This is a genomic window from Sulfitobacter sp. IGS-18 (assembly GCF_059628195.1).
This window is the reverse complement of record NZ_CM184556.1, coordinates 925,193-949,385: the sequence shown is the minus strand read 5'-3', so window position 1 is coordinate 949,385 and position 24,193 is coordinate 925,193. Positions and strand designations below refer to the sequence as shown.

The 24,193-nt window shown below is 63.9% G+C and carries 23 protein-coding genes and 2 riboswitches; of the genes, 17 read left to right on the top strand and 6 right to left on the bottom strand.

Going from position 1 to position 24,193, the window contains the following annotated elements:
• Window positions 1–8 precede the first annotated feature (8 nt).
• The 8 genes from ACWNZ3_RS04625 (at window position 9) to ACWNZ3_RS04590 (ending at window position 8,189) form a co-directional block, all read left to right on the top strand.
• Window positions 9–1,235: an aromatic ring-hydroxylating oxygenase subunit alpha gene (locus ACWNZ3_RS04625; RefSeq protein ID WP_496901373.1), complete on the top strand. Its 1,227-nt coding sequence runs from the start codon at window positions 9–11 to the stop codon at window positions 1,233–1,235.
• Between the two features lie 4 nt (window positions 1,236–1,239).
• Window positions 1,240–2,313: an FAD-binding oxidoreductase gene (locus ACWNZ3_RS04620; protein WP_269362376.1), complete on the top strand. Its 1,074-nt coding sequence runs from the start codon at window positions 1,240–1,242 to the stop codon at window positions 2,311–2,313.
• A 20-nt stretch (window positions 2,314–2,333) separates the two neighbouring features.
• Window positions 2,334–2,532: riboswitch (cobalamin riboswitch) on the top strand.
• 171 nt (window positions 2,533–2,703) lie between these two features.
• Window positions 2,704–3,711, top strand: coding sequence for an ABC transporter substrate-binding protein (locus tag ACWNZ3_RS04615; RefSeq protein WP_496901372.1), 1,008 nt, complete (start codon window positions 2,704–2,706; stop codon window positions 3,709–3,711).
• 97 nt (window positions 3,712–3,808) lie between these two features.
• Window positions 3,809–4,003: riboswitch (cobalamin riboswitch) on the top strand.
• A 171-nt stretch (window positions 4,004–4,174) separates the two neighbouring features.
• Window positions 4,175–5,185, top strand: coding sequence for an ABC transporter substrate-binding protein (locus ACWNZ3_RS04610; protein WP_496901371.1), 1,011 nt, complete (start codon window positions 4,175–4,177; stop codon window positions 5,183–5,185).
• Window positions 5,182–6,222, top strand: coding sequence for a FecCD family ABC transporter permease (locus tag ACWNZ3_RS04605; RefSeq protein ID WP_496901370.1), 1,041 nt, complete (start codon window positions 5,182–5,184; stop codon window positions 6,220–6,222). The genes ACWNZ3_RS04610 and ACWNZ3_RS04605 overlap by 4 nt, the downstream gene beginning before the upstream one ends.
• Window positions 6,219–6,986 (top strand): ABC transporter ATP-binding protein, encoded by a 768-nt coding sequence (locus tag ACWNZ3_RS04600; protein ID WP_496901369.1) that lies wholly within the window; start codon window positions 6,219–6,221, stop codon window positions 6,984–6,986. The genes ACWNZ3_RS04605 and ACWNZ3_RS04600 overlap by 4 nt, the downstream gene beginning before the upstream one ends.
• 4 nt (window positions 6,987–6,990) lie before the next feature.
• Window positions 6,991–7,416, top strand: a complete 426-nt coding sequence (locus tag ACWNZ3_RS04595) for a pseudoazurin (RefSeq protein ID WP_496901368.1) — start codon at window positions 6,991–6,993, stop codon at window positions 7,414–7,416.
• Complete coding sequence (locus ACWNZ3_RS04590) at window positions 7,413–8,189, top strand: class I SAM-dependent methyltransferase (RefSeq protein WP_496901367.1); 777 nt, start codon at window positions 7,413–7,415, stop codon at window positions 8,187–8,189. The genes ACWNZ3_RS04595 and ACWNZ3_RS04590 overlap by 4 nt, the downstream gene beginning before the upstream one ends.
• Before the next feature lie 146 nt (window positions 8,190–8,335).
• On the opposite strand, the gene ACWNZ3_RS04585 is transcribed toward ACWNZ3_RS04590, so the two are convergent.
• Window positions 8,336–9,736 (bottom strand): sensor histidine kinase N-terminal domain-containing protein, encoded by a 1,401-nt coding sequence (locus ACWNZ3_RS04585; protein ID WP_496901366.1) that lies wholly within the window; start codon window positions 9,734–9,736, stop codon window positions 8,336–8,338.
• A complete protein-coding gene (locus ACWNZ3_RS04580) occupies window positions 9,733–10,437 on the bottom strand; it encodes a response regulator transcription factor (RefSeq protein ID WP_331284224.1) in 705 nt (234 codons plus the stop codon). The genes ACWNZ3_RS04585 and ACWNZ3_RS04580 overlap by 4 nt, the downstream gene beginning before the upstream one ends.
• A 104-nt stretch (window positions 10,438–10,541) precedes the next feature.
• Here ACWNZ3_RS04580 and ACWNZ3_RS04575 point away from each other — a divergent pair, with 104 nt between their 5' ends.
• From ACWNZ3_RS04575 to ACWNZ3_RS04555, 5 genes are all read left to right on the top strand, one after another.
• The gene (locus ACWNZ3_RS04575; protein WP_274574331.1) at window positions 10,542–11,648 is read left to right on the top strand and encodes a tricarboxylate transporter; all 1,107 of its coding nucleotides are present in this window, start codon (window positions 10,542–10,544) and stop codon (window positions 11,646–11,648) included.
• A gap of 66 nt (window positions 11,649–11,714) precedes the next feature.
• The gene (locus tag ACWNZ3_RS04570; protein WP_496901365.1) at window positions 11,715–13,742 is read left to right on the top strand and encodes a tripartite tricarboxylate transporter permease; all 2,028 of its coding nucleotides are present in this window, start codon (window positions 11,715–11,717) and stop codon (window positions 13,740–13,742) included.
• Window positions 13,743–13,752: 10 nt separating this feature from the next.
• The gene (locus ACWNZ3_RS04565) at window positions 13,753–14,844 is read left to right on the top strand and encodes a 4-oxalomesaconate tautomerase (RefSeq protein WP_496901364.1); all 1,092 of its coding nucleotides are present in this window, start codon (window positions 13,753–13,755) and stop codon (window positions 14,842–14,844) included.
• A 51-nt stretch (window positions 14,845–14,895) separates the two neighbouring features.
• A complete protein-coding gene (locus ACWNZ3_RS04560) occupies window positions 14,896–15,135 on the top strand; it encodes a hypothetical protein (protein ID WP_274574328.1) in 240 nt (79 codons plus the stop codon).
• Window positions 15,132–16,106 carry a D-2-hydroxyacid dehydrogenase family protein gene (locus ACWNZ3_RS04555; RefSeq protein WP_496901363.1) on the top strand — a complete coding sequence of 325 codons (975 nt, stop codon included), beginning with the start codon at window positions 15,132–15,134 and terminating at the stop codon, window positions 16,104–16,106. The genes ACWNZ3_RS04560 and ACWNZ3_RS04555 overlap by 4 nt, the downstream gene beginning before the upstream one ends.
• A gap of 10 nt (window positions 16,107–16,116) precedes the next feature.
• On the opposite strand, the gene ACWNZ3_RS04550 is transcribed toward ACWNZ3_RS04555, so the two are convergent.
• Genes ACWNZ3_RS04550 through ACWNZ3_RS04540 form a run of 3 tightly spaced genes read right to left on the bottom strand, consistent with a single transcriptional unit; the run spans window position 16,117 to window position 18,489 of the window.
• Window positions 16,117–16,791, bottom strand: coding sequence for a transporter substrate-binding domain-containing protein (locus ACWNZ3_RS04550; RefSeq protein WP_496901362.1), 675 nt, complete (start codon window positions 16,789–16,791; stop codon window positions 16,117–16,119).
• 19 nt (window positions 16,792–16,810) lie between these two features.
• A complete protein-coding gene (locus tag ACWNZ3_RS04545; RefSeq protein ID WP_496901361.1) occupies window positions 16,811–17,842 on the bottom strand; it encodes an AbrB family transcriptional regulator in 1,032 nt (343 codons plus the stop codon).
• Window positions 17,839–18,489 carry a GntR family transcriptional regulator gene (locus ACWNZ3_RS04540; RefSeq protein ID WP_496901359.1) on the bottom strand — a complete coding sequence of 217 codons (651 nt, stop codon included), beginning with the start codon at window positions 18,487–18,489 and terminating at the stop codon, window positions 17,839–17,841. Before ACWNZ3_RS04540 ends, ACWNZ3_RS04545 begins: the two co-directional genes overlap by 4 nt.
• Window positions 18,490–18,547: 58 nt before the next feature.
• Here ACWNZ3_RS04540 and tcuA point away from each other — a divergent pair, with 58 nt between their 5' ends.
• On the top strand, window positions 18,548–20,017 hold the full coding sequence (gene tcuA, locus ACWNZ3_RS04535; RefSeq protein WP_496901358.1) for an FAD-dependent tricarballylate dehydrogenase TcuA: 1,470 nt from the start codon (window positions 18,548–18,550) through the stop codon (window positions 20,015–20,017).
• Between the two features lie 51 nt (window positions 20,018–20,068).
• Here the strand turns inward: tcuA and ACWNZ3_RS04530 are convergent, their stop codons facing one another.
• A complete protein-coding gene (locus ACWNZ3_RS04530; RefSeq protein WP_496901357.1) occupies window positions 20,069–20,890 on the bottom strand; it encodes a LysR family transcriptional regulator in 822 nt (273 codons plus the stop codon).
• Between the two features lie 116 nt (window positions 20,891–21,006).
• On the opposite strand from ACWNZ3_RS04530, the gene ACWNZ3_RS04525 reads away from it, so the two are divergent.
• From ACWNZ3_RS04525 to ACWNZ3_RS04515, 3 genes are read left to right on the top strand one after another with little or no spacing between them, the layout of a single operon-like run.
• Window positions 21,007–22,182 carry an MFS transporter gene (locus ACWNZ3_RS04525; protein WP_496901356.1) on the top strand — a complete coding sequence of 392 codons (1,176 nt, stop codon included), beginning with the start codon at window positions 21,007–21,009 and terminating at the stop codon, window positions 22,180–22,182.
• A 1-nt stretch (window position 22,183) separates the two neighbouring features.
• Window positions 22,184–23,407, top strand: coding sequence for an SGNH/GDSL hydrolase family protein (locus tag ACWNZ3_RS04520; RefSeq protein WP_496901355.1), 1,224 nt, complete (start codon window positions 22,184–22,186; stop codon window positions 23,405–23,407).
• A complete protein-coding gene (locus ACWNZ3_RS04515) occupies window positions 23,404–24,174 on the top strand; it encodes an SDR family NAD(P)-dependent oxidoreductase (RefSeq protein ID WP_496901354.1) in 771 nt (256 codons plus the stop codon). Before ACWNZ3_RS04520 ends, ACWNZ3_RS04515 begins: the two co-directional genes overlap by 4 nt.
• Window positions 24,175–24,193: the final 19 nt, after the last annotated feature.

The following is a 24,193-nucleotide window of genomic DNA, read 5'->3' as shown; positions in this document are numbered from 1 at the left end:
CCAGAAAGATGACCCACCCACTCAGCGACCTGCTGGCACGGCGCCGCGCCGGCCATGCGCTGGAACAACCCTTCTACACCGATCCCGACGTCTTTCGCGCGGATATGGAAACGATTTTCTACCGCGACTGGCTGTTCGCCGTCCCTGCCTGCGAACTGACCAAAGCGGGCAGCTATGTCACCCATCAGGTCGGCAGCTACGGCGTGGTCATCGTGCGCGGTTCCGATGGCGTGATCCGCGCCTTTCACAATTCCTGCCGCCATCGCGGTTCGGTCATCTGCAACAAGGCAAAGGGCGTATCGCCCAACCTGGTCTGCCCCTACCACCAATGGACATATAGCCTGGACGGAAAGCTGTTGTGGGCCCGCGAAATGGGGCCTGATTTCGATCCGTCACAGCATGGGTTGAAGCCGGTCCATTGCCGGGATCTGCAGGGGCTGATCTATATCTGCCTTGCCGATGAAGCGCCCGATTTCGACGCCTTCGCCGCCCTCGCGCAGCCCTATCTTGCGGTGCATGACCTGAGCGACGCCAAGGTCGCGCATGAGACAAGCATCATCGAAGACGGCAACTGGAAACTGGTCTGGGAAAACAACCGCGAATGTTACCATTGCGGCGGCAACCATCCGGGCCTGTGCCGGTCCTTTACCGATGATCCGACCGTCACCGGCATCGAGGAAGGGGAGACACCGCCGCATCTTCAGACCCATTTCGACCGGCTGGAAGATCAGGGCTATCCCTCGCAATTCCGCATGGCCGAGGACATGCAATACCGCCTTGCGCGGATGCCGCTTCTGCCGGGTGCCAAGAGCTTTACGATGGATCTGAAACCCGCAGTGACAAAGTTTCTCGGGCGGGTCCGGGACGACACCGCCGGCACTTTGCTGAAATACCATTACCCCACCACCTGGAACCATTTCCTGCCGGATCATTCCATCGTCTTTCGCGTCACACCGCTGACGGCGACGACAACGCAAGTCACGACCAAATGGCTGGTCCACAAGGATGCCGTGGAAGGTGTGGATTACGATCTCCGGCGCCTGACCGAGGTCTGGATCGCCACCAATGACGAGGACCGCCGGGTGGTGGAAGACAACCAGCGCGGCATCAATTCACCCGCCTATGAGCCCGGTCCCTATTCGCCCATCCACGAGACCGGCGTGATCGGTTTTGTCGACTGGTATTGCAACACGATGTCGCGGCGGCTGACCCCGACCCAGATGGCGGCGGAGTAACACGATGAAAGATATCGCCCATCCGTCCAATATCTTCTGGCAGGACGATGAACCGCTGGAATGCGTGTCAGTCATCCCCGAACTGGCCAATACCGCCACATTCACCTTTCGCGCGCCCTCGGGGGCGCTGTTCGACTTCAAGCCGGGTCAGTTCCTGACGCTGGAACTGCCGGTGCCCGGCGGCACCGTGCACCGGACCTATACGATTTCCTCCTCGCCCTCGCGGCCGCGGTCGATCTCGATCACCGTCAAGGCGCAGGCTGACAGCATCGGCACACGCTGGATGCTGGATCACCTGGAACCCGGCATGCGGCTGAAGGTGACGGGACCGGCGGGCTGGTTCACCCATACCGATTTCCCGTCAGACAAATACCTGTTCATCTCGGCCGGGTCCGGCATCACGCCGATGATGTCGATGACCACCTGGATGTTCGATCTGGGCACCGAGCCTGACATCGTCTTTGTGAACTGCGCGCGCCGCCCGTCCGAGATCATCTTTCGCCAGCGGCTGGAGCACATGGCCAGCCGGGTGCCGGGCATCGACCTGCACTGGATCGTCAAGGCGGCCGACCGTTTTGCGCCCTGGACCGGCTATCGCGGCCAGATCAACCAGCTGATGCTGGGCCTCATGGCCCCCGATTATCTGGAGCGCGAAGTCTTTTGCTGTGGGCCCGAGCCCTTCATGCAGACCGTGCGCGAGGCGCTTCAGGGTCTTGGCTATGACATGGATCGCTACCACCAGGAGAATTTCCAGGCCCCCACCCCGAACGAGGCCGAGGCCCCCGCGCTGGACGACATCGTGCCGGACGAGGATACCAGCGCCGAGATCACCTTTGCCACCTCGGGCGTCACTGCCAGGGTCGCACAGACCGACACCGTCCTGGCGGCGGCCAAGGCCAGCGGGCTCAACATCCCGTCGGGCTGCACCTTTGGCATCTGCGGCACCTGCAAGATCCGCAAGACCGAGGGCGATGTTCACATGGTCCATAACGGCGGCATCTCGGAGGATGATATCGCGGAGGGTTATATCCTGGCCTGCTGTTCGAACCCGATCGGCAAGGTCACCGTCGAGGTGTGATTGTATTCACCAGAACGAGAGGTTAACCAGTTTCTGTCGGTTTCCGAAAGGAATCAAAAGGGAATCCGCCACCGCGCAAGCGGTGAACCGGAACTGCCCCCGCAACTGTAGACGGCGAGTGCCAAGCCATAAATGCCACTGTGGTCCAAGGACCATGGGAAGGCAGCCAAGCACAGCGACCCGTCAGTCAGGAGACCTGCCGACATGCAACAGCAACGCGGTCCGGGCGGGGTGTCCGGGGAGGTGCCATATGACGTTTTCCTCAACGGGGCCTTTCGGGGTTTCCGGTAACTGCAACAATGCTCCGGCCCTCGCGGCCGGCGCCGTGTTGCCGTCCGAGGTCGGCAATCCCTTCCTGTCTCCGGTCGCTTCATCAACCGGAGATCACATATGTCCCTCAAATCCCTGAGCGGCGCCGCCCTGACGGCAATGGTGCTGGCGCTGCCGGCATTGGCCAAAACCGACTATCCGCTGACCATCGACAACTGCGGCATAGAACTGGTGTTCCCGAAGGCCCCCGAGACTGTGGTTTCGCTTGGCCAGCGGGGCACCGATATCCTGTATCAGCTGGGGCTGGCCGACCGGGTCAGGGCGACCTCGGTCTGGCGCAGTCCGGTGCTGCCGCAGTTCGCGCAAGTGGATGCCGGGATCGAAAGGCTGGACAACAACAACCCCTCCTTCGAGGCGGTGATCGAACGCCGCCCCGACCTGGTGACGACTGACCTGCAATATTACATCGGGATAAAGGGGTCCGTCGGCACGCGTCAGCAATTCGCGGACCTCGGCATTCCGGCCTACAACCTGCCCTCGGATTGTGCCGACCGGCCGCAGATGGAAACCTCGGACGGCCCGCGCCCGGTGCCCTTCGAGATGGACCTCGTTTATCGTGACATTGCCGAGCTGGCCGAGATCTTTGACGTCCAGGACCGGGGCGCGGCGCTGATCGCGGATCTGCGCAAGCGTGAAGCAGCGGCAAAGGCAAGGGTCGGCGCGGTCTCCGGGGATGTCAGCGTCGTCTTCTGGTTCTCGTCGGCAACCACGGAGGCCGACCCCTATGTCGCCGGGCAGAACGGCGCACCGGGCTACATGGCCCGGCAACTCGGGATGACCAACATCATCGACAGTTTCGAGGACTGGCCGACCGTGAGCTGGGAGACCATCGCCCGGAAGAACCCGACGATCATCGCCATCGCCGACATGAGCCGCCGCCGCTATCCGATGGATTCGACCGAGGCCAAGATGGCGTTCCTGACCGGCGATCCGGTGGCCAGCCTGATGGAGGCGGTCAGCGAGGGCCGGGTGCTGCCGATGGACGCGATGACGCTGAACCCTTCGACCCGGATCATCGACGGGCTTGAGGCACTGGCCGAAGCGATGGAGGCGCAGGGCCTGAAATGACCTGTGCCGCCGCCCCTGCCGCGCAGCTGCGACCCGTCGCGCTCCGGGCTGTGGTTGAGCGGCCCGAGATCGGCGATTGCGGCTGCGGAAATTGCTGGCTAGAACAACGCCTGTCGGTTTCCGCAAGGAATCAAAAGGGAATCCGCCACCGGTCCGCCGGTGAACCGGAACTGCCCCCGCAACTGTAGGCGATGAGCGTGCAGCGATCATGCCACTGTGGCCCCGTGCCATGGGAAGGCCGCTGCCGTGACGACCCGCCAGTCAGGAGACCTGCCGACAGCAAACGTAACGCGGCCCGGGCGGGGAGTCCGGGGAGGTGTCGAATGAACTTTGTCCAGCGGTGCTCCCACGCACCCTCCATCGCCAGCCTGCAGATGTCAGCCGCCCCGGTTGCCATGCAGGCCAGCCATGGGTTCGCCATACCCTCTTTGTCTCCGGGCGCATCACACTCCGGAGACATAGGATGTACCACAAGAAACTAAGGGCGGCCCTGCTGGGCGCGGTCTGTTTCGCGCCGGTGGCGCAGGCCCAGACGGCCTATCCCCTGACGATCGAGAATTGCGGCGTCGACGTCACCTTTGACGCGGCCCCTGAAACGGCGGTGACTGTCGGTCAGGCCGGAACCGAACTGATGTATGGGCTGGGGCTTGGCGACAGGGTTGCCGGAACGTCGGTGTGGTTCACCGAAGTGTTGCCGGAGTTCACCGAATTGAACGCTGGCATTGAACGTCTGGCCGACAATGACCCCAGCTTTGAATCCGTGGTCGAGAAGCGCCCCGATGTGGTTGTCGTGCAATATGAATGGCACATCGGCCCGCAGGGCATCGTGGCCACCCGCGATCAGTTTGCCGACCTTGGCATCCCGACCTTCGTGCTGCCCGCCGATTGCTGGGCCAAGGACAACAGCACCGGATCGGACGGCACCCGTCTGGCCATGTTCGAAATGGACAGCATCTATGCCGGTGTCACCCAGTTGGCACAGATCTTTGACGTGTCCGAAAAAGGCGCGGCTCTGGTCGCCGATCTGAAAGCCCGCGAAGCGGCGGCCATCGAACAGGCGGCGGCGCTGGATCTTGAGGATGCTTCGGCCGTGTTCTGGTTCTCCTCCGCCGAGATGGACATCGACCCCTATGTCGCGGGCCGCAAGGGACCTCCGGGTTACATGATGGACAAGCTCGGGCTGCGCAATGTCGTACAAAGCGACGAGGAATGGCCGGTTGTCAGTTGGGAAAGCATCGCCCGCGCCAATCCTTCGGTCATCGTCGTCGCCGAAATGGACCGGCGCCGTTTCGAGGCGGATGATGTGGAGAAAAAGCTGGAATTCCTGCGCAGCGATCCGGTGACCAGCCAGATGGACGCAGTCAGGAATGACCGCATCGTGATCCTGAACGCGCATTCGATGGACCCCTCGATCCGCAATGTCACAGCGCTTGAGACTTTGGCCGAGGCCCTGCCGGAGTTTGATCTTCAATGAGTGATCTGGCTGCCCCCCGCGTTTTGCGGCGCACATATGGGCTGCGGGTCGCGCAGGGGGCGGCCATATTGATGCTGGCCGTTCTGGGCGGTGTCGTCATTGGCGAGACGCCGCTGCCGCTTGCGACGGTGGCGGCGGTCTTTGCCAATAACATCTGGGACGCCGGGCTGATTGTGGACCCCATCGACGCCGGGATCATCTGGAGCTACCGGCTGCCGCGCACCCTTCTGGCTGCCGCCTGTGGTGCGGGGCTTGCCCTGTCAGGTGTCGTTCTGCAGGCATTGGTGCGCAATGCGCTGGCCGATCCCTATTTGTTGGGCGTGTCCGCAGGGGCCGGAGCCGGTGCGGTTGCGGTCACCATTCTGGGCGTTGGCGGCGGTCTGCTCGGCATCTCGGGCGGGGCCTTTGTCGGGGCGACGCTGGCCTTTGCCGTGGTGGCAATGCTGGCGCGCGCGGCGGGTGGCGGTTCGGCGCAGCTGGTGCTTGCGGGCATCGCCGGTTCGCAGCTTTTCAACGCGCTCACATCCTTTCTGATCGCCAAATCGGCAAATGCCGAACAGGCGCGCGGCATCATGTTCTGGCTGCTGGGCAACCTGTCGGGGGTGCGCTGGCCCGATGTGATGCTGGCGGCCCCCGTCACGGCGGTCGGCTTTCTGATCTGCCTGTGGTTTGCCCGCGCGATGGATGCGTTTTCCTTCGGGGTCTCCTCGGCGGCCTCGCTTGGCATCGCGGTGCGTCGGGTGCAGATCATGCTGATCGGTGCCGTGACCCTGATGACCGCCACCATGGTCAGCCTGGTCGGCTCCATCGGTTTCGTGGGCCTTGTGATCCCCCATGCCATGCGCTTTGTCGTCGGCCCCCGGCACGCGCGGCTGGTGCCTGCTTCGGCCCTGGCGGGGGCGGTGTTTCTGATCGTGGCGGATATCGCCTCGCGCATGCTGATCCCCGGTCAGGTTGTCCCGATTGGTGTGGTCACGGCGCTGGTTGGCGCACCGGGCTTTGCGCTGATCCTTGTGCGCAACAGGAGATGGTCATGAGGCTGGAGGCAAAATCGCTTGGCTGGGCGGCAGGGTCGCGGCCCATTGTCGAGGACGTCTCGCTTGAGGTTGCGCCGGGTGAGACGCTTGGCCTGATCGGCCCGAACGGTTCCGGCAAATCCACGCTGCTGCGTCTTTTGGCGGGACTGCTGACGCGCCGCACCGGCACCGTGCTGCTGGAGGGCGCGCCCCTGACCACGCTCAGCAGGCGCGACATCGCCCAAAAGATTGCGGTTGTGGAACAGATCGCCGAAACCTCAGAGGCACTTTTGGTGCGCGATGTGGTCGAGTTGGGGCGCACGCCCTGGCTGTCGGCGCTGGCCCCTTTCGGTGCGCAGGACCGGGCCATCGTGACCGATGCGCTGGAGGCCGTGGGCATGGCCCAGATGGCAGGGCACCGCTGGGCCACGCTGTCGGGCGGTGAACGCCAGCGGGTCCAGATCGCACGGGCACTGGCGCAGCGGCCGCGCATCCTGATCCTGGATGAGCCGACCAACCATCTTGATATCCACCACCAGCTGTCGCTGCTGCGGCTGGTGGCCAATCTGCCGGTGACGGTGGTCATGGCGCTGCATGATCTCAACCAGGCGATGGGCTGTGACCGCCTGGCGGTGATGGACAACGGGCGAATGGTCGCCTGCGGGCCGCCCGATGAGGTGCTGAGCACCGCGCGGCTGGCCTCGATCTTTCGCGTTCAGGCCACCCGGCTCCGCGACCCCGCCGACAATGCAACTGTCTTTCGCTTTCTATGTCACGAGGTGTGAACCGATGAAGCATATTGCGCTGCTGACGATCCTGTCCGCCCTGCCCCCCTCGGTGGCCCTTGCCGAAACGCATGAGGTGCAGATGTACACACGCAACGACCAGGGGGCGATGATCTATGAACCGGAATTTCTGAAAATCGCCCCCGGCGACGCGGTGCGTTTCATCCCGGTGCAATCGGGGCATAATGCCGCGATCATCGACGGGATGCTGCCGCAGGGTGCCGCGCCGTTCAAAAGCCAGATCAACGAAGAGTTCACCGTGACATTGACAGTGCCGGGCAGCTACGGAATCAAATGCTCGCCGCATTTCGCGATGGGAATGGTCATGTTGATTCAGGTCGGAGACATTCCCCAAGCCGATTTTCCAGCCGATCTTCCGCGCCGCGCCAAAGATCGTTTCACCGACATCCTTACCCGGGAAACCGAATGACCCTGAACCACGATCTGACCGAGGAAATCCGCGCCCATTGGTCCCGGCGCGCTGCAACCTTTGATATGTCCTTTGGGCACCGCATCGAGCCGGGCGCGGAAGCGGCGGCCTGGGCATCCCCGATGCGCGAACATCTGGGACCGGCGCCCAGGCGTGTGCTTGAGCTGGCCTGTGGCACGGGCGAGGTCACCAGGCTGATCCATGATCAGGGCCATGACGTCACCGCGCTTGATTTTTCCGAAGCCATGCTGGCCCGGGCGCGCGAAAAACACGCAGGCAAGCCACGTTTGCGGTTCCTTCATGCCGATGCCACACGCACGCTGGAGCCTGACAACAGCTATGACGCCGTGCTTTGCCGCCATCTGGTCTGGACATTGGTCGAGCCGGAGGCCGCCTTTGCCGATTGGTACCGCATTCTGCGCCCCGGCGGACGGCTGCTGATCTATGACGGTGACTGGGCGAACCTGCCGCTTGCCGGGCGGGTGGCCGCCCGGGTTCTGGCGCTGTGGAACAGGATTTCACCCGAGCCACATATTGACGGGGCGGTGGGCGAACAGCATCGCGCGATCATGCGGCGTCTGCCCTTTGCTGGGGGGCTGAGGGCCGAACGGCTGGCGCCCATGCTGGAGGCGGCCGGGTTCTCGCCAATCCGGCAACTCTCCCATGCGCCGATTGCGCGGGCGCAGCGGCAGACCACCGGGTTGCGCAACAACCTGCGGACCCGGCTTTACGAAAGGTTCATCCTGCTGGCCGAAAAACCGCCGATCGCCTGATTTATCCCAGCGGTCAAAATCATCGGGGCGCTCTGGCGCAACCGGGTAAAGCGCGCGGCCTTGAACTTGAATCGCCGATACCCTGCCGCTCTCTCGGGACATCGGCGATACGGCGTGTATCAGGTTAAAGGCGGGACGCTGTATCGTCAGTCGCTTCTGCGGCGGCTGTCGTGCGGCAGGTCCCCTTCATCCAAAGGAAGCGCGAGCAGCACAGCCGTCCCCTCCGATATGTCGAGCAGCCTGAGCGACCCACCGTGGTTTTCCATCACCCGCGCCGCGATGGGCAGGCCCAGCCCGCTGCCCGGGCCGCCATTGGCCTGACCGAAACGGCTGACCGCTTCGACGAATTTTTCGCGCGGGATGCCGACGCCGTTGTCCTTCACCTCGATCACGGCCATCTCGCCTTCCCTGGCCAGGTTGACCGCGATGGCCGACATGTCGGGGCCGCCGTGCACCACGGCATTCGTCAACAGGTTCAAAAAGGCTTCCTGCAGCATGAATTCGTCGCCCTTGATCACGACCGCCCTGTCGGGAAGCGCGAGGGTCAGATCCACTTGCCTCGGCGCAATCTGGGCCTTGAAGCGTTCGGTGATCTGGCTCAGCAGGTCGCGCAGGTCGATCCGGGTGCCGGAGCGGTCAACATCTGTGCCGCTCGCCCGCTCAAAGGACAATAGCTGGTTTGTCAGGCTGCTCGCTTCACGGGCGGCATCGACCAGTTCGGCGCTGCGCGCGATGGCGGATTCGCGGCTCGGGGCGTTCTGCACCGCCTCGGCCAGGGCGAGCACACCGGCAACAGGGTTTCGCAACTGATGTGCGGCGTTGGAGATGAATTCATCCTTCGAGCTGATCCGGCGAGAGACCCGGTCCAGCAGGGTGTTCAGCGTTTCGACAAGCTTGCGCGCCTCTATCGGCACCGGACGGCGGATCGGCTCCAGGTCGGTGGGGGTCCGGCGGGCAATGGCCATTTCCAGATCCAGCAGCGGGCGCAGGCCAAGGGCGACGCCGAACCAGACGACAAGGGCCACCGAGGCCACAAGCAAACCGATGACAGCGAAGGATCGCGTCACGACTTCATGCACGAAGTTGTTGCGCACATCGGCATTCTGCCAGACCGTGATGTTGAAGACCCCGCTGACACCGCTGATCGTCGTGCCATCCTGAAACCGCAGGACCCGCACCTCCTCGCCCCGGTAACGGGCATCGTAATAATAGGGTTCGGCCTGATTCTGGGGGGCCGACGGGGGTTGCACCGGCGGGGTTGCATAGCCGGTGACAAAGACGCCGTCGGGCGCATAGACGTGGTAGAAAATCTCGCCCCCCGAGGTATCGCTGAGGATGGCGCGGGTCGGCGGGCTCAGCGCGTCGCCGTCCGAAACCGCAATATCGCGCGAGATTGCGAGGGCGGCCGACAGAAGACCCCGGTCAAAGATGCCTTCGGCCCTGAGTGTCGTTGTCCTGTACTGCCAGATCCCGGTGATCAGGGCGATCAGCAGCAAAGGGGTCAGGATGATCAGGATCAGCCGGGAGCGGAGCGAATGCGGCCTCATTCTGCCTGCCCGGTCAGGAGTTGATAGCCCAGACCGCGCTGGGTCTTGATCTGGATGCCATGGGGGCTGAGCCGTCGGCGCAGGCGCGAGACATAGACCTCGACCACCGTATCGGCCACATCGGTGCCGACACCATAGGCATGGTCCAGCAGGGTGCTTTTGGTCACCAGCCTGCCATTGGCGGCATAGAGGCATTCGAACATGGACATCTCGCGGCGTGGCAGGTCGATCTCGGTTTCACCGTCGAACAACTGCCGACCGGCGACATCATATTGCAGGGCGCCCACGGCCTCGCGCTGTTGCTGGGGAATGGCGCGCCTGCGCAGCAGGGCGCGCACGCGGGCTTCCAGTTCCGCCATGTCGAAGGGTTTGATCAGATAATCATCGGCACCGGCATCGAGCCCGAGCACGCGGTCCTCGGTCTCTGCCCGTGCGGTCAGCAGGATCACCGGCCGGGTATCGCCCCGCTGGCGCATCTGGCGCAGCAGCGTCAGCCCGTCCACTCCCGGCAGGTTGATGTCGAGGATGACCAGATCGGCCCCGTCGGCCTGCAGATAGGTTTCCGCCTCGGCCCCATCGGCCAGATGATCCACGGCATGGCCTGCGTCTTCCAGACGGTATCCGATGCCCTTGGCCAGGCTTGCGTTGTCCTCGATCAGCGTAATCCGCACGGCACTTATTTTCCCGCATGCAAGTTTCATGAAAGGTTCGCAGTTCACTCAGCGTAGATCAACAGGGGGCGGACACCCCCTCGTGATTCTAATTTGGTCCCTTACTATCGGGACTACATTCAAGGGAGGAAGATATGTCCACTTTCAAAACCACGCGTCGCGTGGCCGTTGGTCTCGTCGCCGCTGCCGCTGCAACATTCTCGGTCAAGGCACATGCCGAAGGCCAAACCATGGATATGGCGGGCAAGACCGTCGAATGGATCATCCCGTTCTCGGAAACCGGCGGCTCGGCCAAATGGGCCAACTTCTACGCCCCGCTTCTGTCCGAGGCGCTGCCGGGTCAGCCCACGGTGGTCGTGAAGTTCATGCCCGGTGCCGGTTCGACCAAGGGTGCGAATTATTTCCAGTCGCAGACCTTTGAGGACGGCACCACCATCTTCGGCTCCAGCGGCTCCACACAATTCCCGTTCCTGCTGGGTGATCCGCGCGTCAAGTTCGACTATGCCGACTGGAACGTTGTCCTGGCCTCGGGGACCGGCGGTGTCGCCTATCTGCCGCCCGACCTGGCGGCGAAGATGGACGGCATGGACGCCAGCGCCCTCAAGGAAGTCGATTTCATCTATGGCAACCAGGGTGCCACGCGCCTTGACCTCGTGCCGACACTGGCCTGGGAAATGCTGGGCCTGAATGTCGAAAGCGTCATGGGCATCAAGGGCCGTGGCGATGGCCGCCTGATGTTTGAGCGGGGCGAAGCCAACATCGACTATCAGACGTCCTCGTCTTACCTGTCCGGCGTGACGCCGCTGGTCGAGGCGGGCACAGCCGTGCCGATGATGACTTGGGGCGCGCTGGATGACGATGGCAACATCGTGCGCGATCCGACCTTCCCCGACATCCCGACCTTCAAGGAAGTCTGCGAAGCCACCGAGGGCTGCGAAACCTCCGGCGAGAGCTGGGATGCCTGGAAAGCGTTCTTCATCGCCGGTTTCCCGGCGCAGAAGATGGTCTTCCTGCCCAATGGTGCCTCCGAAGCGGCGATTGCGACCTATACCGCCGCCTTCGAGGCCATCAAGGCGCGTCCCGATTTCGCTGCGATTTCGGAAAAGCGTCTGGGCAAATACCCCCAGATGACCGGCGTGCCTGCGCAAAAGGCGCTTGCCAGCGCCACCAAGGTCACACCCGAGGCCAAGGCCTTCATCCAGAACTGGCTGCAGGAAAAATACGGCGTGTCGCTGAACTGAGACCCGCTTTGCGAGCGCCCCGCCGGCAGGCGGGGCGTTTGACCAAGCGGATCGGGAGGAATTGTCATGGAAGTCATCATGGAGGCGCTGCCGGCGCTGGGCAGTGCGTGGGGGCTGATCCTGCAGCCCGTCGTACTGGGTTACCTCACACTTGGTGTTCTGATGGGCCTTTGCATCGGGGTGTTTCCCGGTCTGGGCGGCATCGCGGGGCTGTCGCTGCTCTTGCCGTTCATGTTCGGGATGGACCCGATTCTGGGGCTTGCGCTCATGGTGGGGATGGTGGCCGTGGTGCCGACATCGGATACTTTCGCCTCTGTTCTGATGGGCATTCCGGGATCGTCTGCCAGCCAGGCAACGGTGCTGGACGGCTTTCCCATGGCCAAGAAGGGACAGGCCGCGCGCGCGCTGTCGGCCGCCTTTGCCTCATCGTTGTTCGGCGGTCTGGTCGGCGCGAGCTTCCTGACGATCTTCATCCTGATCGCCCGGCCCATCGTGCTGGAGTTCCGCACGCCTGAATTGCTGATGATCACCATCTTCGGCCTGTCGATGGTCGGCATTCTTGCAGGGCGCGTCGCCATCAAGGGCATCGTCGCCGCCGGTCTGGGCATGCTGATCGGCACGATTGGCGAGGGTGCCTCTTCAGGCGATCTGCGCATGTCGTCCTATGATTTCCCCTATCTGGCGGACGGGCTGAAACTGGTCATCGTCGGCCTTGGCATCTTTGCCATCCCCGAGATCATCTCGCTTCTCCGGCAGGATCGCGCCATTGCACGCGAACCGCAGCTTGGCGGCGGCTGGCTGGAGGGTGTCAGGGACTGGTGGGCCAACATCTGGCTGTCGGTCCGCTGTTCCATCATCGGCGTGATCGTGGGGGTCATCCCCGGCCTTGGCGGGTCTGTCGTTGACTGGATCGCCTATGGCCATGCGGTGCAGACCACCAAGGACAAGTCGCAGTTCGGCAAGGGCGAAGTGCGTGGCGTGATCGGGCCGGAAAGCTCGAACAACGCCAAGGAAGGCGGCGGGCTTGTCCCGACCTTGCTGTTCGGGATTCCGGGGTCCGGGTCCATGGCGATCTTCATCGGCGCGATTGCACTGCTGGGCTCCGGCCAGATCGAGGTCGGCCCGGCCATGCTGAAGAACAACCTTGATATCACCTATTCCATCGTCTGGCTGCTGGCCCTGGCCAATGTGGTCGGTACGGTCATCTGCATCGCGGCTTCGGGCGGGATTGCCAAGCTGACGACGATCCGGTTCGCGCTGCTGGCCCCGTTCCTGTTCATGATCATCAGCTTTGCCGCCTTCCAGTCCGGCCAGAACCTGATGGACCTGGTGGCGCTTCTGGGCATCGGTTTCCTTGGCATCATGATGCGCCGCTTTGACTGGTCGCGCCCGGCCTTCCTGATCGGTTTCGTGCTGGCCCGCCCGGCCGAGACCTATGCCAACCAGGCCGTGCAGATCGCACAAAGCCAGTTCCGCAAGAGCTTTGGCGAAGGCATCGAATATATCTTCTCGCCCATTGTGATCATCCTTTTGATCATCACGGTGATCTCCGTCGTGCTGGGGCTGCGTCAGGCCAAGAACATCCTGGCCGAGGGTGACGTGCAATCCGGGTCCAAGCGGGCACCCTTCGTGTTCCTGCTGATCATCACCGGCTACATCGCCTATGCCTACTACGATGCGGCGTCGATCCCGGAGTACAGCCGCGACCGGACTTTCCCGATGTTCGTGGCCGGGGTCTGTCTGCTGGGCTGTGCCGCGCTGATCATCCGCATGATGCTGAAGCCCGAGACCGACACGATCTTTGCCGACCGCGAGCTGAACGGCGAAGACGCCAGTGCGACCCATGGGCTGTGGCCGACGCTGTCGTGGTTTGCAGGCCTTCTGGCGCTGACCGCGCTGTTCGGCTTTATCCTGGCACTTGGCCTGTTCCTGTTTGCCTTCATGAGGTTCCGCGCGGGTGTCAGTACGCTTTACGCCCTGATCTACACAGGCGCCGGGATCGCCTTCATGTGCGGCATGGCGTGGTTGCTGAACCGTGATTTCCCGCCGGGACTTTTGCAGGAATACACCAACTTCCCCTGGCCCTTTAACTGAGAAGACTAACATGACGCAGACCGCAATCCCTTTCGTCTTCATGCGGGGCGGCACCTCGCGCGGGCCCTATATGAACCGCGCCGACCTGCCCGAAGATCTTGATGCCCTGGCCGAAACGCTGATCGCGATCGTGGGTTCGGGGCATCCGCTGAACATCGACGGTGTGGGCGGCGGGGCCGCCGTGACAACGAAGGTGGCGATGCTTTCGCGCTCGGATGATGAATGGGCGGAGGTTGACTACTTTTTCGCGCAGGTCGGCGTCGAGGACCGGCTGGTCGATTTCAAACCCACCTGCGGCAATATCCTGTCCGGTGTCGGCCCTGCCGCCATCGAAATGGGGCTGGTCGAGGCGCAGGAGGGTCAGACAACCGTCAACATCCGCGCCGTCAACACCGGGGCAAGGGTGGCCGCCATCGTGCAGACGCCCGGCAAGGTGGTCAGCTATGACGGTGCCGTGCAGATTGACGGCGTGCCGGGAACATCCGCCCCCGTGGCGTTGCAATTCATGGATACCGTTGGGGGTGTCACCGGGGCATTCCTGCCGACCGGCAACCTGATCGACACGATAGACGGGATCAAGGTGACCTGCATGGACGTGGCCATGCCGATGGTCATCGCCAGGGCCGCAGACTTCGGCCTAACCGGCTATGAGACGGCCGCAAAGCTGGACGAAAACGCCGGTTTCTATGCCCGGATGGAGGCCCTGCGGCTGGAGGCGGGCAAGCGCATGGGGATGGGGGACGTTTCCAGATCCGTCACGCCGAAATTCGGGCTGCTGGCCCCGGCGACGCAGGGCGGCACCATTGCGACGCGCTATTTCATGCCGTGGAAATGCCACCCCTCGATGGCGGTGACCGGTGCGCAATGCCTCGCCTCATGCGTGCTGACGCCCGGCACGGTGGCCGACGGCCTGGCCGCGATACCGAAGGAGACTCCCGCCACGATCACGCTGGAGCATGCCAGCGGCACCATAGATGTCGTTGTGGATTTCGAGAATACCGCGCAGGGCTTCAACCTGAAATCAGCCGGGCTGGTGCGCACGGCGCGCAAACTGGCCGCCGGAGAGGTCTTTGTTCCCCGCGCGATCTGGAAGGGGCATTGACCTCGGCGCATTTCGGTATACAATGGTATACAATAAAAGAGGGCGGCGAGAATGATGGAAGACTACGAAGAATGTCTGGCGATTGCCCGGTCGGAGCTGACCCTGGCGCGCCAAAGCCTGAACGCTGAGATCGCAAACTATCCGACACCGATTTCCGGGTGTGACGCGCAGTTCAATCACCTGCTGGCGGAGCGCGAAAAGGTGCGCCGCACCCTGCAAACGCTGGATGATGCCGTTTTCGTGCCTACGCCGCGCTCACCAACGCCGAATGCCGGTGTCGAAAGCCGATGAAAGTTCATATCCTCGACGATTGGTTCGATACGCTGCGCGGGCTGGCGTGTTTCTCGATGCTGGATGGTCACGACGTCACGGTCTGGACCGATCATCAGCCTGACCCCACCGCCCTTGCTGCGCGCGTGCAGGAGGCCGAGGCGCTGGTGCTGTTCCGCGAACGCACCCCCATCGGCGCGGACCTGCTTGCGCTTTTGCCAAAGCTCAAGCTGATCTCGCAGCGCAGTGTCTATCCGCATATCGACGTGGAGGCCTGCAGCGCGCACAACGTGCTGCTTTGTTCGAACATGCACGGCGGTACGCCATCCTATGCCGCGGCGGAACATACGCTGGCGCTGATCCTTGCCAGCTATCGCCAGATCCCGCAGCAGGCGGCCTCGCTCAGGGCCGGAAACTGGCAGTCGGGCGTCGGGCGCACCCTGCGCGGCCGCACCCTTGGCCTTTACGGCTATGGCCGGATTGCAGGTGCCGTTGCGGGTTACGCCAGGGCACTGGGCATGAAGGTGCAATGGTGGGCCTCCGAAGCGGGCCGTGCGCGGGCCGCACAGGACGGAGAGACTGTCGCCCCTTCCCGCGAGGCCTTCTTTGCCACCTCCGATATCGTGAGCGTTCACGTCCGCCTGAAACCGGAGACACGCGGGATCATCACCGCTGCGGATCTGGCCGCGATGCAGCCAAGGGCGCTTTTCGTGAATACCTCGCGTTCGGGGCTGGTCGGCAAGGGTGTGCTGGAGGCCGAGATTGCCAGGGGCCGGATTCACGCGGCGGTCGACGTCTTTGATCACGAACCGCTGACGGATGTCTCTGACCCGCTTCTCACCCATCCCAACGTCCTGGCGACTCCCCATATCGGCTATGTGACCGAGGACGAATTCAATCTGCAATTCACGGATATCTTCGAACAGATCAACGCCTATGCCAATGGCGCACCGATCCACATGATCAACGAAGCGGTCTGGACCGGGCGCTGACCCCGCAGGTTCAGCTGGCGGCGGCCACAAACCCATCGGCAATCGCGCGCGCGACAAAATCGTCCAGCGCGCCGATCAGCGGGTGGTCCGCGCGTGGCAGAACCATCGCCTGCCGCACCGAGGTCAGCACGCCCGGCAGGATCCGCACCGCCGGATCATCGCCGAAAAAGCCCGCCAGCGATTCACGGACCCCGGCAACCGCATCGCAGCGCCCCGCGCGGAATTCGGCAAAGCTTTCGGGCGGGGTGCCGGAACGTTCCAGCGTGGCATGCTGCAGCGATTTGGTCAGATGCATGTCATAGGCGGAGCCGGTGGAGGTCAGCACGCGCAGCCCTGCCCGATCCACTTCGCCGACCTCTGTCAGGTCCGAGGAGGCGCGCACCGCAAAGGTGGCCTCGATCACCTTGTAGGGCCGGGTGAATGCAATCTTTCTGGCCCGTTTCTCATCAATGGCAAGAAATCCCACATCCCATTTGTCATGCTCCGCATCGTCAAAGACCTTTCCCGCACCGTCATAGATCACCGGCACCATCTGCGCGCCGATCTCTGTCGCGAGACGTCGCGCCAGTGCCGGGCTGATCCCGTTCAGGATGTCTCCGTCCTGTTGCACCAGCGCCCGATTGCCTGTGTTGATCGCGACCCGCAAACGGGTGTCGCGCGCGAGAGTGTCCAGGGTTGCAGTCATCTTTGAGCGTTCCTTTGGGTCATGGGTCGGTCGCCGTGGTCTTGAACAACCGCGCGAAAAGCGGTGCGCCAATGATGACAACAAATATGCGTAACACATGATGCGCCACCACAAAGGCCATATCGGCACCAACGATCAGGGCCAGCACCGTCAGTTCGGCCTGCCCGCCGGGGGCGAAGGCGAGGATGGTCTCCATCGCGGGGGCGAGGCCCAGCAGATGGATGGTCTCGGCCATGATGATGGTCAGAATGATCAGCACGACACAAAAGCCGAGCGCCGCCGTGACGGAGGTCCGGATCTCGGACATGGTCACGCCGCCGTATTTGGTGCCGACCCCCATGCCGATGAAGAACTGTGCCGCCCATACCGCCTCTGCCGGGGGGCGGTGCTGCAGCAAGCCCGTCAGGGCGCAGCCCGCAGCCAGGATCAGCGGCCCCAGGATAGATGCCCCGAACATGCCCGCCCGCTTCGCGACCTGCCAGCCGACAAACCCGCAAAAGACCATCAGGGCCAGCTGCGACAGGGGGATCGAGGCCGCGGGCTGGCCCGGCGGATTGCTGAGGTCCGCATCCCAGGCCCATCTCAGCAGGAAGGGCAGGACAACGACGATGACCATGACCCGCGTCGCATGGATCAGCGAGAGGGCGCGGACATCTGCGCCAGCTTCTTCTCCGAACAGCACCATGTCCTGAAATCCGCCCGGCATGGCGCTGTAATAGCTGGTTGGAAAATCATATCCCCAGAGCCGTTGAAAATACGGCACGCCGACCGCCCCGATGGCAAGTACCATCACCGGGATCAGCACCAGTGTCGGCCACATCGCCCCCATGGATACCAGCAAAGAGACCGTGAAGGTCGCCCCGACAGCAACGCCCAGAATGGTGCGCATGCCATCGCCCAGCATCTTGTTGCCGCGCATCGGCACCCCGGCGAGCGAGGCGATCAGGCAGGCAAGGATCGGCCCCAGCAGCCAGGGCAAGGGCAGGCCCAGAAGGTGAAAGGCGGCAACGCCACCGGCCGCCACGCCAAGTGCGGTGATGAAGCGGATCATGCGCCCTGTGCCTTCAGCCTGTGGCGCAGCGAGGTTTCCAGGTGAAGTGCTGCGGCTGTCCCGGCGGCCTTGGCATCACCGCTCCGGATCGCCTCGATGATGTCACCGTGCTGCTGGCAGACCGTTTTGATCCGCGCTTCATCTTCCAGCGTTGTGGGCCCCAGCAGCATCAGGGCATTGTTCAGCGCCTGAGCCGAGGCCAGCAGGAACCGGTTTCGCGCCGCAAGGCAGATACACCGGTGGAAGTCCTGATTGATCGCGGAGGCTGTGCGCGCATCGTCGCGCGCCGCGAGGATCCGGTCGTTCATATCCACCATCGTGTCGATCTCTGCCGGGCTGGCGTGTTTGGCCGCCATCTCTGCCGCCGTGCGTTCCAGCACCACGCGCATCTCGTAAAGCTCCACGATCTCGGGGTGTGTCAGGGTGCGTATGACGGCGCCGATCCGCGCACGGTGCTCGACGATCCCGTCACTCTCCAGCTTGCGCAGCGCTTCCCGCACGGGTGTGCGCGACAGCGCCAGACGTTCGGCAACGTCCACTTCGCGCAGCCGGTCGCCGGGTTGATAGGTCCCCGACCGGATCGCGGCGTGGAGCTGCTGGTAGGCCGCCTCGCCCTGGGACAGCCCTTGCGTTTCAACCTTCTGCACGGTATTGCCTCATATTGTATCCACGCGGATACAATGCAGCCATTCGAGGTGAGATTCAATGCCGAAATCAGTTATCGTCGTCGGAACAGGAAACGCAGCGCTATGCGCCGCCATTGCCGCCCTGGAAAAAGGCGCGCAGGTTCTTTTGCTGGAAAAGGCGGACGAGGCGCTGGCAGGCGGCAACACCAAGTATACTGCCGGTGCCATGCGCTTTGCCTATCAGGGCAAGGAGGATCTGATGCCGCTTCTGCGCGATCCCGAAGATCCGCGTCTGGATGTCACAGATTTCGGCAGCTACACGGTTGAAAAGTTCAGCGCGGACCTGCTGGGCTTCAACGATGGCCGTCCCCTCTCGCCCGAGCAGCAGAGCCTGGTCACCACATCGGGCGAGACGATGAAATGGCTGGCAACACATGATGTCACCTTCGAGCCGATCTACAGCCGCCAGAGCTTTGAAAAGGACGGGCGGCATGTGTTCTGGGGCGGTCTGACCCTGGCTGCCCGGAATGAGGGCGTTGGCCTGTTTGACATGGAACTGGCGGCGGTGCGCCGTCTGGGGGGCAAGGTCCGCTTTGACAGTGCCGTGACCGGGTTGCTCCGGGAGGGCGACCGTGTCACCGGCGTGAAAGTTGGTGAGGAAGAGATACGGGCCGATGCCGTCATCCTCGCCTCGGGCGGGTTCGAGGCCAGTGAAGACCTGCGCGTGCGCCACATGGGGCCGAACTGGAAATCGGCCAAGGTGCGCGGCACCCCGCATAACACCGGCGACGGGCTGACCCTGGCGATGGCGGCGGGTGCAGAGGCCTATGGCCATTACAGCGGCGGGCACGCAACCCCGATGGACCTGCATATGGCCGATTTCGGCAACCTCGACCTGCCGCCGGGCGAGCGCAAGAACTACCGGAAAATCTGCTATTTCCTGGGGGTCATGGTAAACGCCGAGGGGAACCGTTTCGTCGACGAAGGCGCGAATTTCCGCAATTATACCTATGCGCAATACGGTGCCGCGATCCTTGACCAGCCGGGGCAATTCGCCTGGCAGGTGTTCGACAGCAAGGTGTTCGATCTGCTTTATGCCGAATACCGCTTCGACGACGCGCATTTTGTTGAGGCCGAAACGCTGGAGGATCTGGCCGCACAGATGACCGGCGTCGACGGTGCAGGCGCGCTGGAGACCCTGCAAAGCTACAATGCGGCGGTCGATGAAACCCGGCCATTCGATCCGACCAGGCTTGACGGCAAGGGCACCCCTTCCCTCGCCTTGCCCAAATCGCATTGGGCCCAGAAAATCGACACCCCGCCCTTCCGCGCCTATCCGGTGACGGGCGGGATCACCTTTACCTATGGCGGGTTGAAGGTGAACGAAGACGGCAATGTAATGCGCCAAGATGCAACGCCGATTGCGGGGCTCTACGCCTGTGGCGAGCTTGTCGGCGGTGTCTTCTTTGCAGGCTACCCCGGCGGTTCGGGCCTGACCTCAGGCGCTGTCTTCGGCCGTCGCGCAGGCTATGGCGCTGCGCTGTCCTGAGGGTTGCGCGGCGCGATCCGGATCGCAAAGCCCGGACAGCGCGCCCGCAGGCTATCTGTCAACCCGACCTTTGCGGACCAGATGCGCGACAACGGTTGAGACGCGGGCGGGCAGCGCTGCCGCTTTTCCGAGGTAGACGACATGGAATTCTTCGCGGGCGACGGGTGCGTCTGGCACAAGCTGCAGGCGGCCTGTCGCGAGTTCTTCCCTGACAAGGAACCGGCCCACGCGGGCCGTGCCGTTGCCATGCACCGCCAGCGCCGCCAGGGTATTGCCGTCGGTTGCCCTCAGCCGTGATGCCGCCTCGCGCCAGATCGGGTCGCGGCGGGCATAGGCAAATCCGATGGGGTCGTCAGGGCCACCGGCGGCCCTGACGGTTATCACCTCGCTGACGCCAAGGGATTGCGCCCGCATTGTCGAATCCGGCAACGGCCCGGCCCTTACCCCCAGATCGACCGGCTGACCGCCCATGTCGATCAGACCATCCCCGATCAGCAACTCGATCTCCAGGTCCGGATACTGGCGCAGCAAGGCAGGCAGGATCGGCGCAAGGATGTGGTTGGCATAGGCGGCACTGGTGGCGATGCGGACAATGCCCGCGACCGGGCCACAGCCGACCTCGCGCTCGGCCTGATCAAGGGCTGCAAGGATGCCGCGGGCGGACCGCGCAAAGGCTGTCCCCTCGTCGGTGATGGTGATGCTGCGCGTGGTGCGCCGCATCAATGTGACGCCAAGCCGCTGTTCCAGCCGGGTCATCATCTTGGACACCGCAGAGGGCGTCATGCGGCGCGCCAGAGCAGCGGCAGAAAAGCTGCCCTCGTCGACGACGGCAAGGAAGACATCCATTTCCTGCAGGCGATTGGTATCTCGCATCGGCACAACCTGTGAATTCACGGCATAGGTATTGTTATGCTTCGACGTATTAATTCACAAGGCAGGCACTGCCAGTTTCCCCTGAGCCAGGACGTTCATCACAAGGAGACTGCCAGATGGCCTTTTCAACACAGGTGGAGCAGGCGGAGACACCCGCGCGACTGCTGCCGCTCATCGCGCTCGGGATCGGGGCCTTCGGGATCGGGCTTACGGAATTCATCATCATGGGCCTGCTGCCGCAGGTGGCAGGCGATCTCGGCGTCGGCCTGCCGTCGGCCGGGCTGCTGATCACGGGCTATGCTCTTGGCGTGACCATCGGCGGGCCGGTTCTGGCGATTGCCGCCAGCCGTCTGCCGCATCGGGCGGTTCTGGTGCTGGTAATGGCGATCTTTACCGCCGGGAACCTGCTCTGCGCCCTCGCCCCGGGTTTCGGGTTGGTGCTGGCGGCACGGGTGATCACCGGCTTCGCCCATGGCACGTTTTTCGGCACCGGATCGGTCGTGGCACAGGCCATCGTGCCGCCGCATCGCAAGGCCTCGGCGATTGCCACGGTGTTCACCGGGCTGACCCTGGCCACCGTTCTGGGCCTGCCCTTCGGCACCTGGCTGGGGCAGATCTTTGGCTGGCGCGCCACCTTCTGGGCGGTTGCGGGGATCGGAGCCGTGGCCCTTGCCGCCATCGCCCTCTTCGTGCCGCAGACCGATGCGGGCACACCGCTGAAGTTGCGGCAACTGGCGCTGTTCCTGCGGCCCGCACCGCGGCGGGCGCTGACGATGACGGCGCTGGGATATGCCGGGGTGTTCATGGTCTTCACCTATATCACCCCGCTGCTGACCGAGGTGGCCGGCGTGCCGGAGCGGCATGTGGCGCTTTACCTGTTGCTCTTTGGACTGGGGATTGTCGGTGGCAATGTCGCGGGCGGGCGGCTTGCCGACCGCTGGCCCGGCGCCTCGGTGCCGGTGGTGCTGGCGGGGCTCGCCGCGGGGCTTTTCGTCCTGCGCGTCGCGCTTGCCCTGCCGGTCCTTGCGGCCCCGGCGATGCTGCTGCTCGGCATGCTGGCCTTTGCCACCCTTGCCCCGCTTCAGAACCACATGATGGCCCGCAGCCCCGCCGGGGCCGACACGCTTGGCGCCACATTGAACATTTCCGCCTTCAACCTCGGCAATGCCATCGGCGCATGGCTTGGCGGTCTTGCCCTCACGACAGGCTTCGTTCTGTCCTCCCTGCCGCCCCTCGCGGCCCTGTTGCCCCTGGCCGCCCTGGCGCTGGCCTTCCTTCCCGAAAGGACCTGACATGCGCACTCTTTCCCAAGCAACCGCGACCCTGCTGACCATGAGCCTCGCAACCCCCGCACTCGCCGAAAGCTGGACCCCGGCCTGGATGGCCAGCCCGCAAGCGGTCTGGCGCGATACTTCCGTCTTTGAGACCGGCCTGCCGGACGGCATTGCCGGTGCGACGATCCGCCAGCCGCTGACGCTTGGCTATGGTGCGGCGCACCTGAGGCTGGTGTTGTCGAACCTGCACGGCACGCAACCCCTCCCGATCGACGCCGTGAGCCTGGCGCAGAGCGCAGGCGCGGCCAGGGTTGATGCACCGCAGCCCGTTCTTTTCGGCGGCAGGCCCGGCACATTCATCGCGCCGGGGGCAACATTCGTCTCGGACCCGGTGCATTTTCCAGCCGAGGCCGGGGCCCGGATCGCCGTCACATTGACCTTTGGACCGGGGGCCGTGGCCGAGGATTTTCACTGGGACGCCCGCGAGACCAGCTATCTGGTCGATGCCGACCGCGCCGACCCGGCGGTCCTGAGCGAGATCCCGGCGCGGCTGACCCTGAGCGCGGTGCTGTCGGACCGGCCGGCGCGACAGGTGGTCGTGGCGATGGGGGATTCAATCACTGACGGCAACGGCGCGCCAATGGATGCCATGGCACGCTGGCCCGATTTCCTCGCCCGCGCCCTTTCGGCCAGAGGGATTGCCGTGGTCAATGCGGGGATCTCGGGCGCACGGCTGCTGAGCGACGGCATGGGGCGCAGCGTGCTGGCCCGGCTTGAGAGCGACGCGCTGGCGGTGCCCGGGGCCGATACGCTGGTGCTGCTGATCGGCACCAATGACATCGCCTGGCCCGGCACGCCATTCGCGCCCGAAGAGCCGCCGATGCGCCTTGACCGCCTTCAGGCCGGGCTGCTGCAGGTCGCGGCCCGCGTCCAGGCGCAGGGCATGCGCCTGATCCTCGGCACTGTCCCGCCCTTTGACGGCGCGCTGCCGGGCACACCGATGGAAGCGCGCTACTGGAGCCCCGAAAAGGACGCCCTGCGCCGCGCGTTGAACGAGTGGCTGCGCGGTGCCGATTTTCACGATGGCCTTGTGGATTTCGACCAATTGCTTGCCGACAGGGATGACGACATGCGCCTGAACCCGGCCCATGACAGCGGCGATCACCTGCATCCGGGGGCGGAGGGCAACCGGGCCATGGCCGACGCCGTGGCAGAGACACTTCTGAAAGGACTGGACCAATGAAGATTGATCTTGGCGGCAAGACCGCCCTCGTTACCGGCTCGACCAAGGGCATCGGGAAAGCCACGGCAAAGGCGCTGGCACAGGCCGGGGCCGATGTCATCCTGCATGGCCGGAACCCGGAGGAGGTCGCCGAATTGGCAGCGGCGTTCGGCACACGTGGCATCGCCGCCGATCTGGGCACGGCGCAGGGCTGTGCCGAATTGGCAGCAGCGGCCGGAGACATCGATATCCTCGTCAACAATGCCGGGATCTTTGTGCCATGTGACTTTTTCGAAACCGAAGACGCGGAATGGGAGCGGCACTGGCAGGTCAATGTGATGAGCGCCATGCGCCTCAGCCGTGCCCTGGCCCCTTGCATGGTCGCAAAGGGCTGGGGACGGATCGTCATGCTCGGCTCGGAATCCGCCTTCAACATTCCGGCCGAGATGATCCACTATGGCGTGAGCAAGACGGCTGACGTGGCACTGGCGCGCGGGCTGGCCAAACGCCTTGCCGGAACTGGCGTCACGGTGAATTCGGTCCTGTCCGGCCCGACACTGAGCGACGGGCTGCGCGAGATGCTGGCCGAACGCGTGGCGCAAACGGGCCATACCATCGAAGAGGTCGCTGCCGATTTCACGATGGAGGCCCGGCCAGGTTCGATCATCCGCCGCGCGGCCAGCGTGGAAGAGGTCGCGCATATGATCGTCTACGCCTGTGCCCCGCAGGCCTCGGCCACCACCGGTGCCAGCCTCAGGGTTGACGGCGGGGTGGTTGAAACGCTGTAGCGCCTTCGCGCTGGTGAAT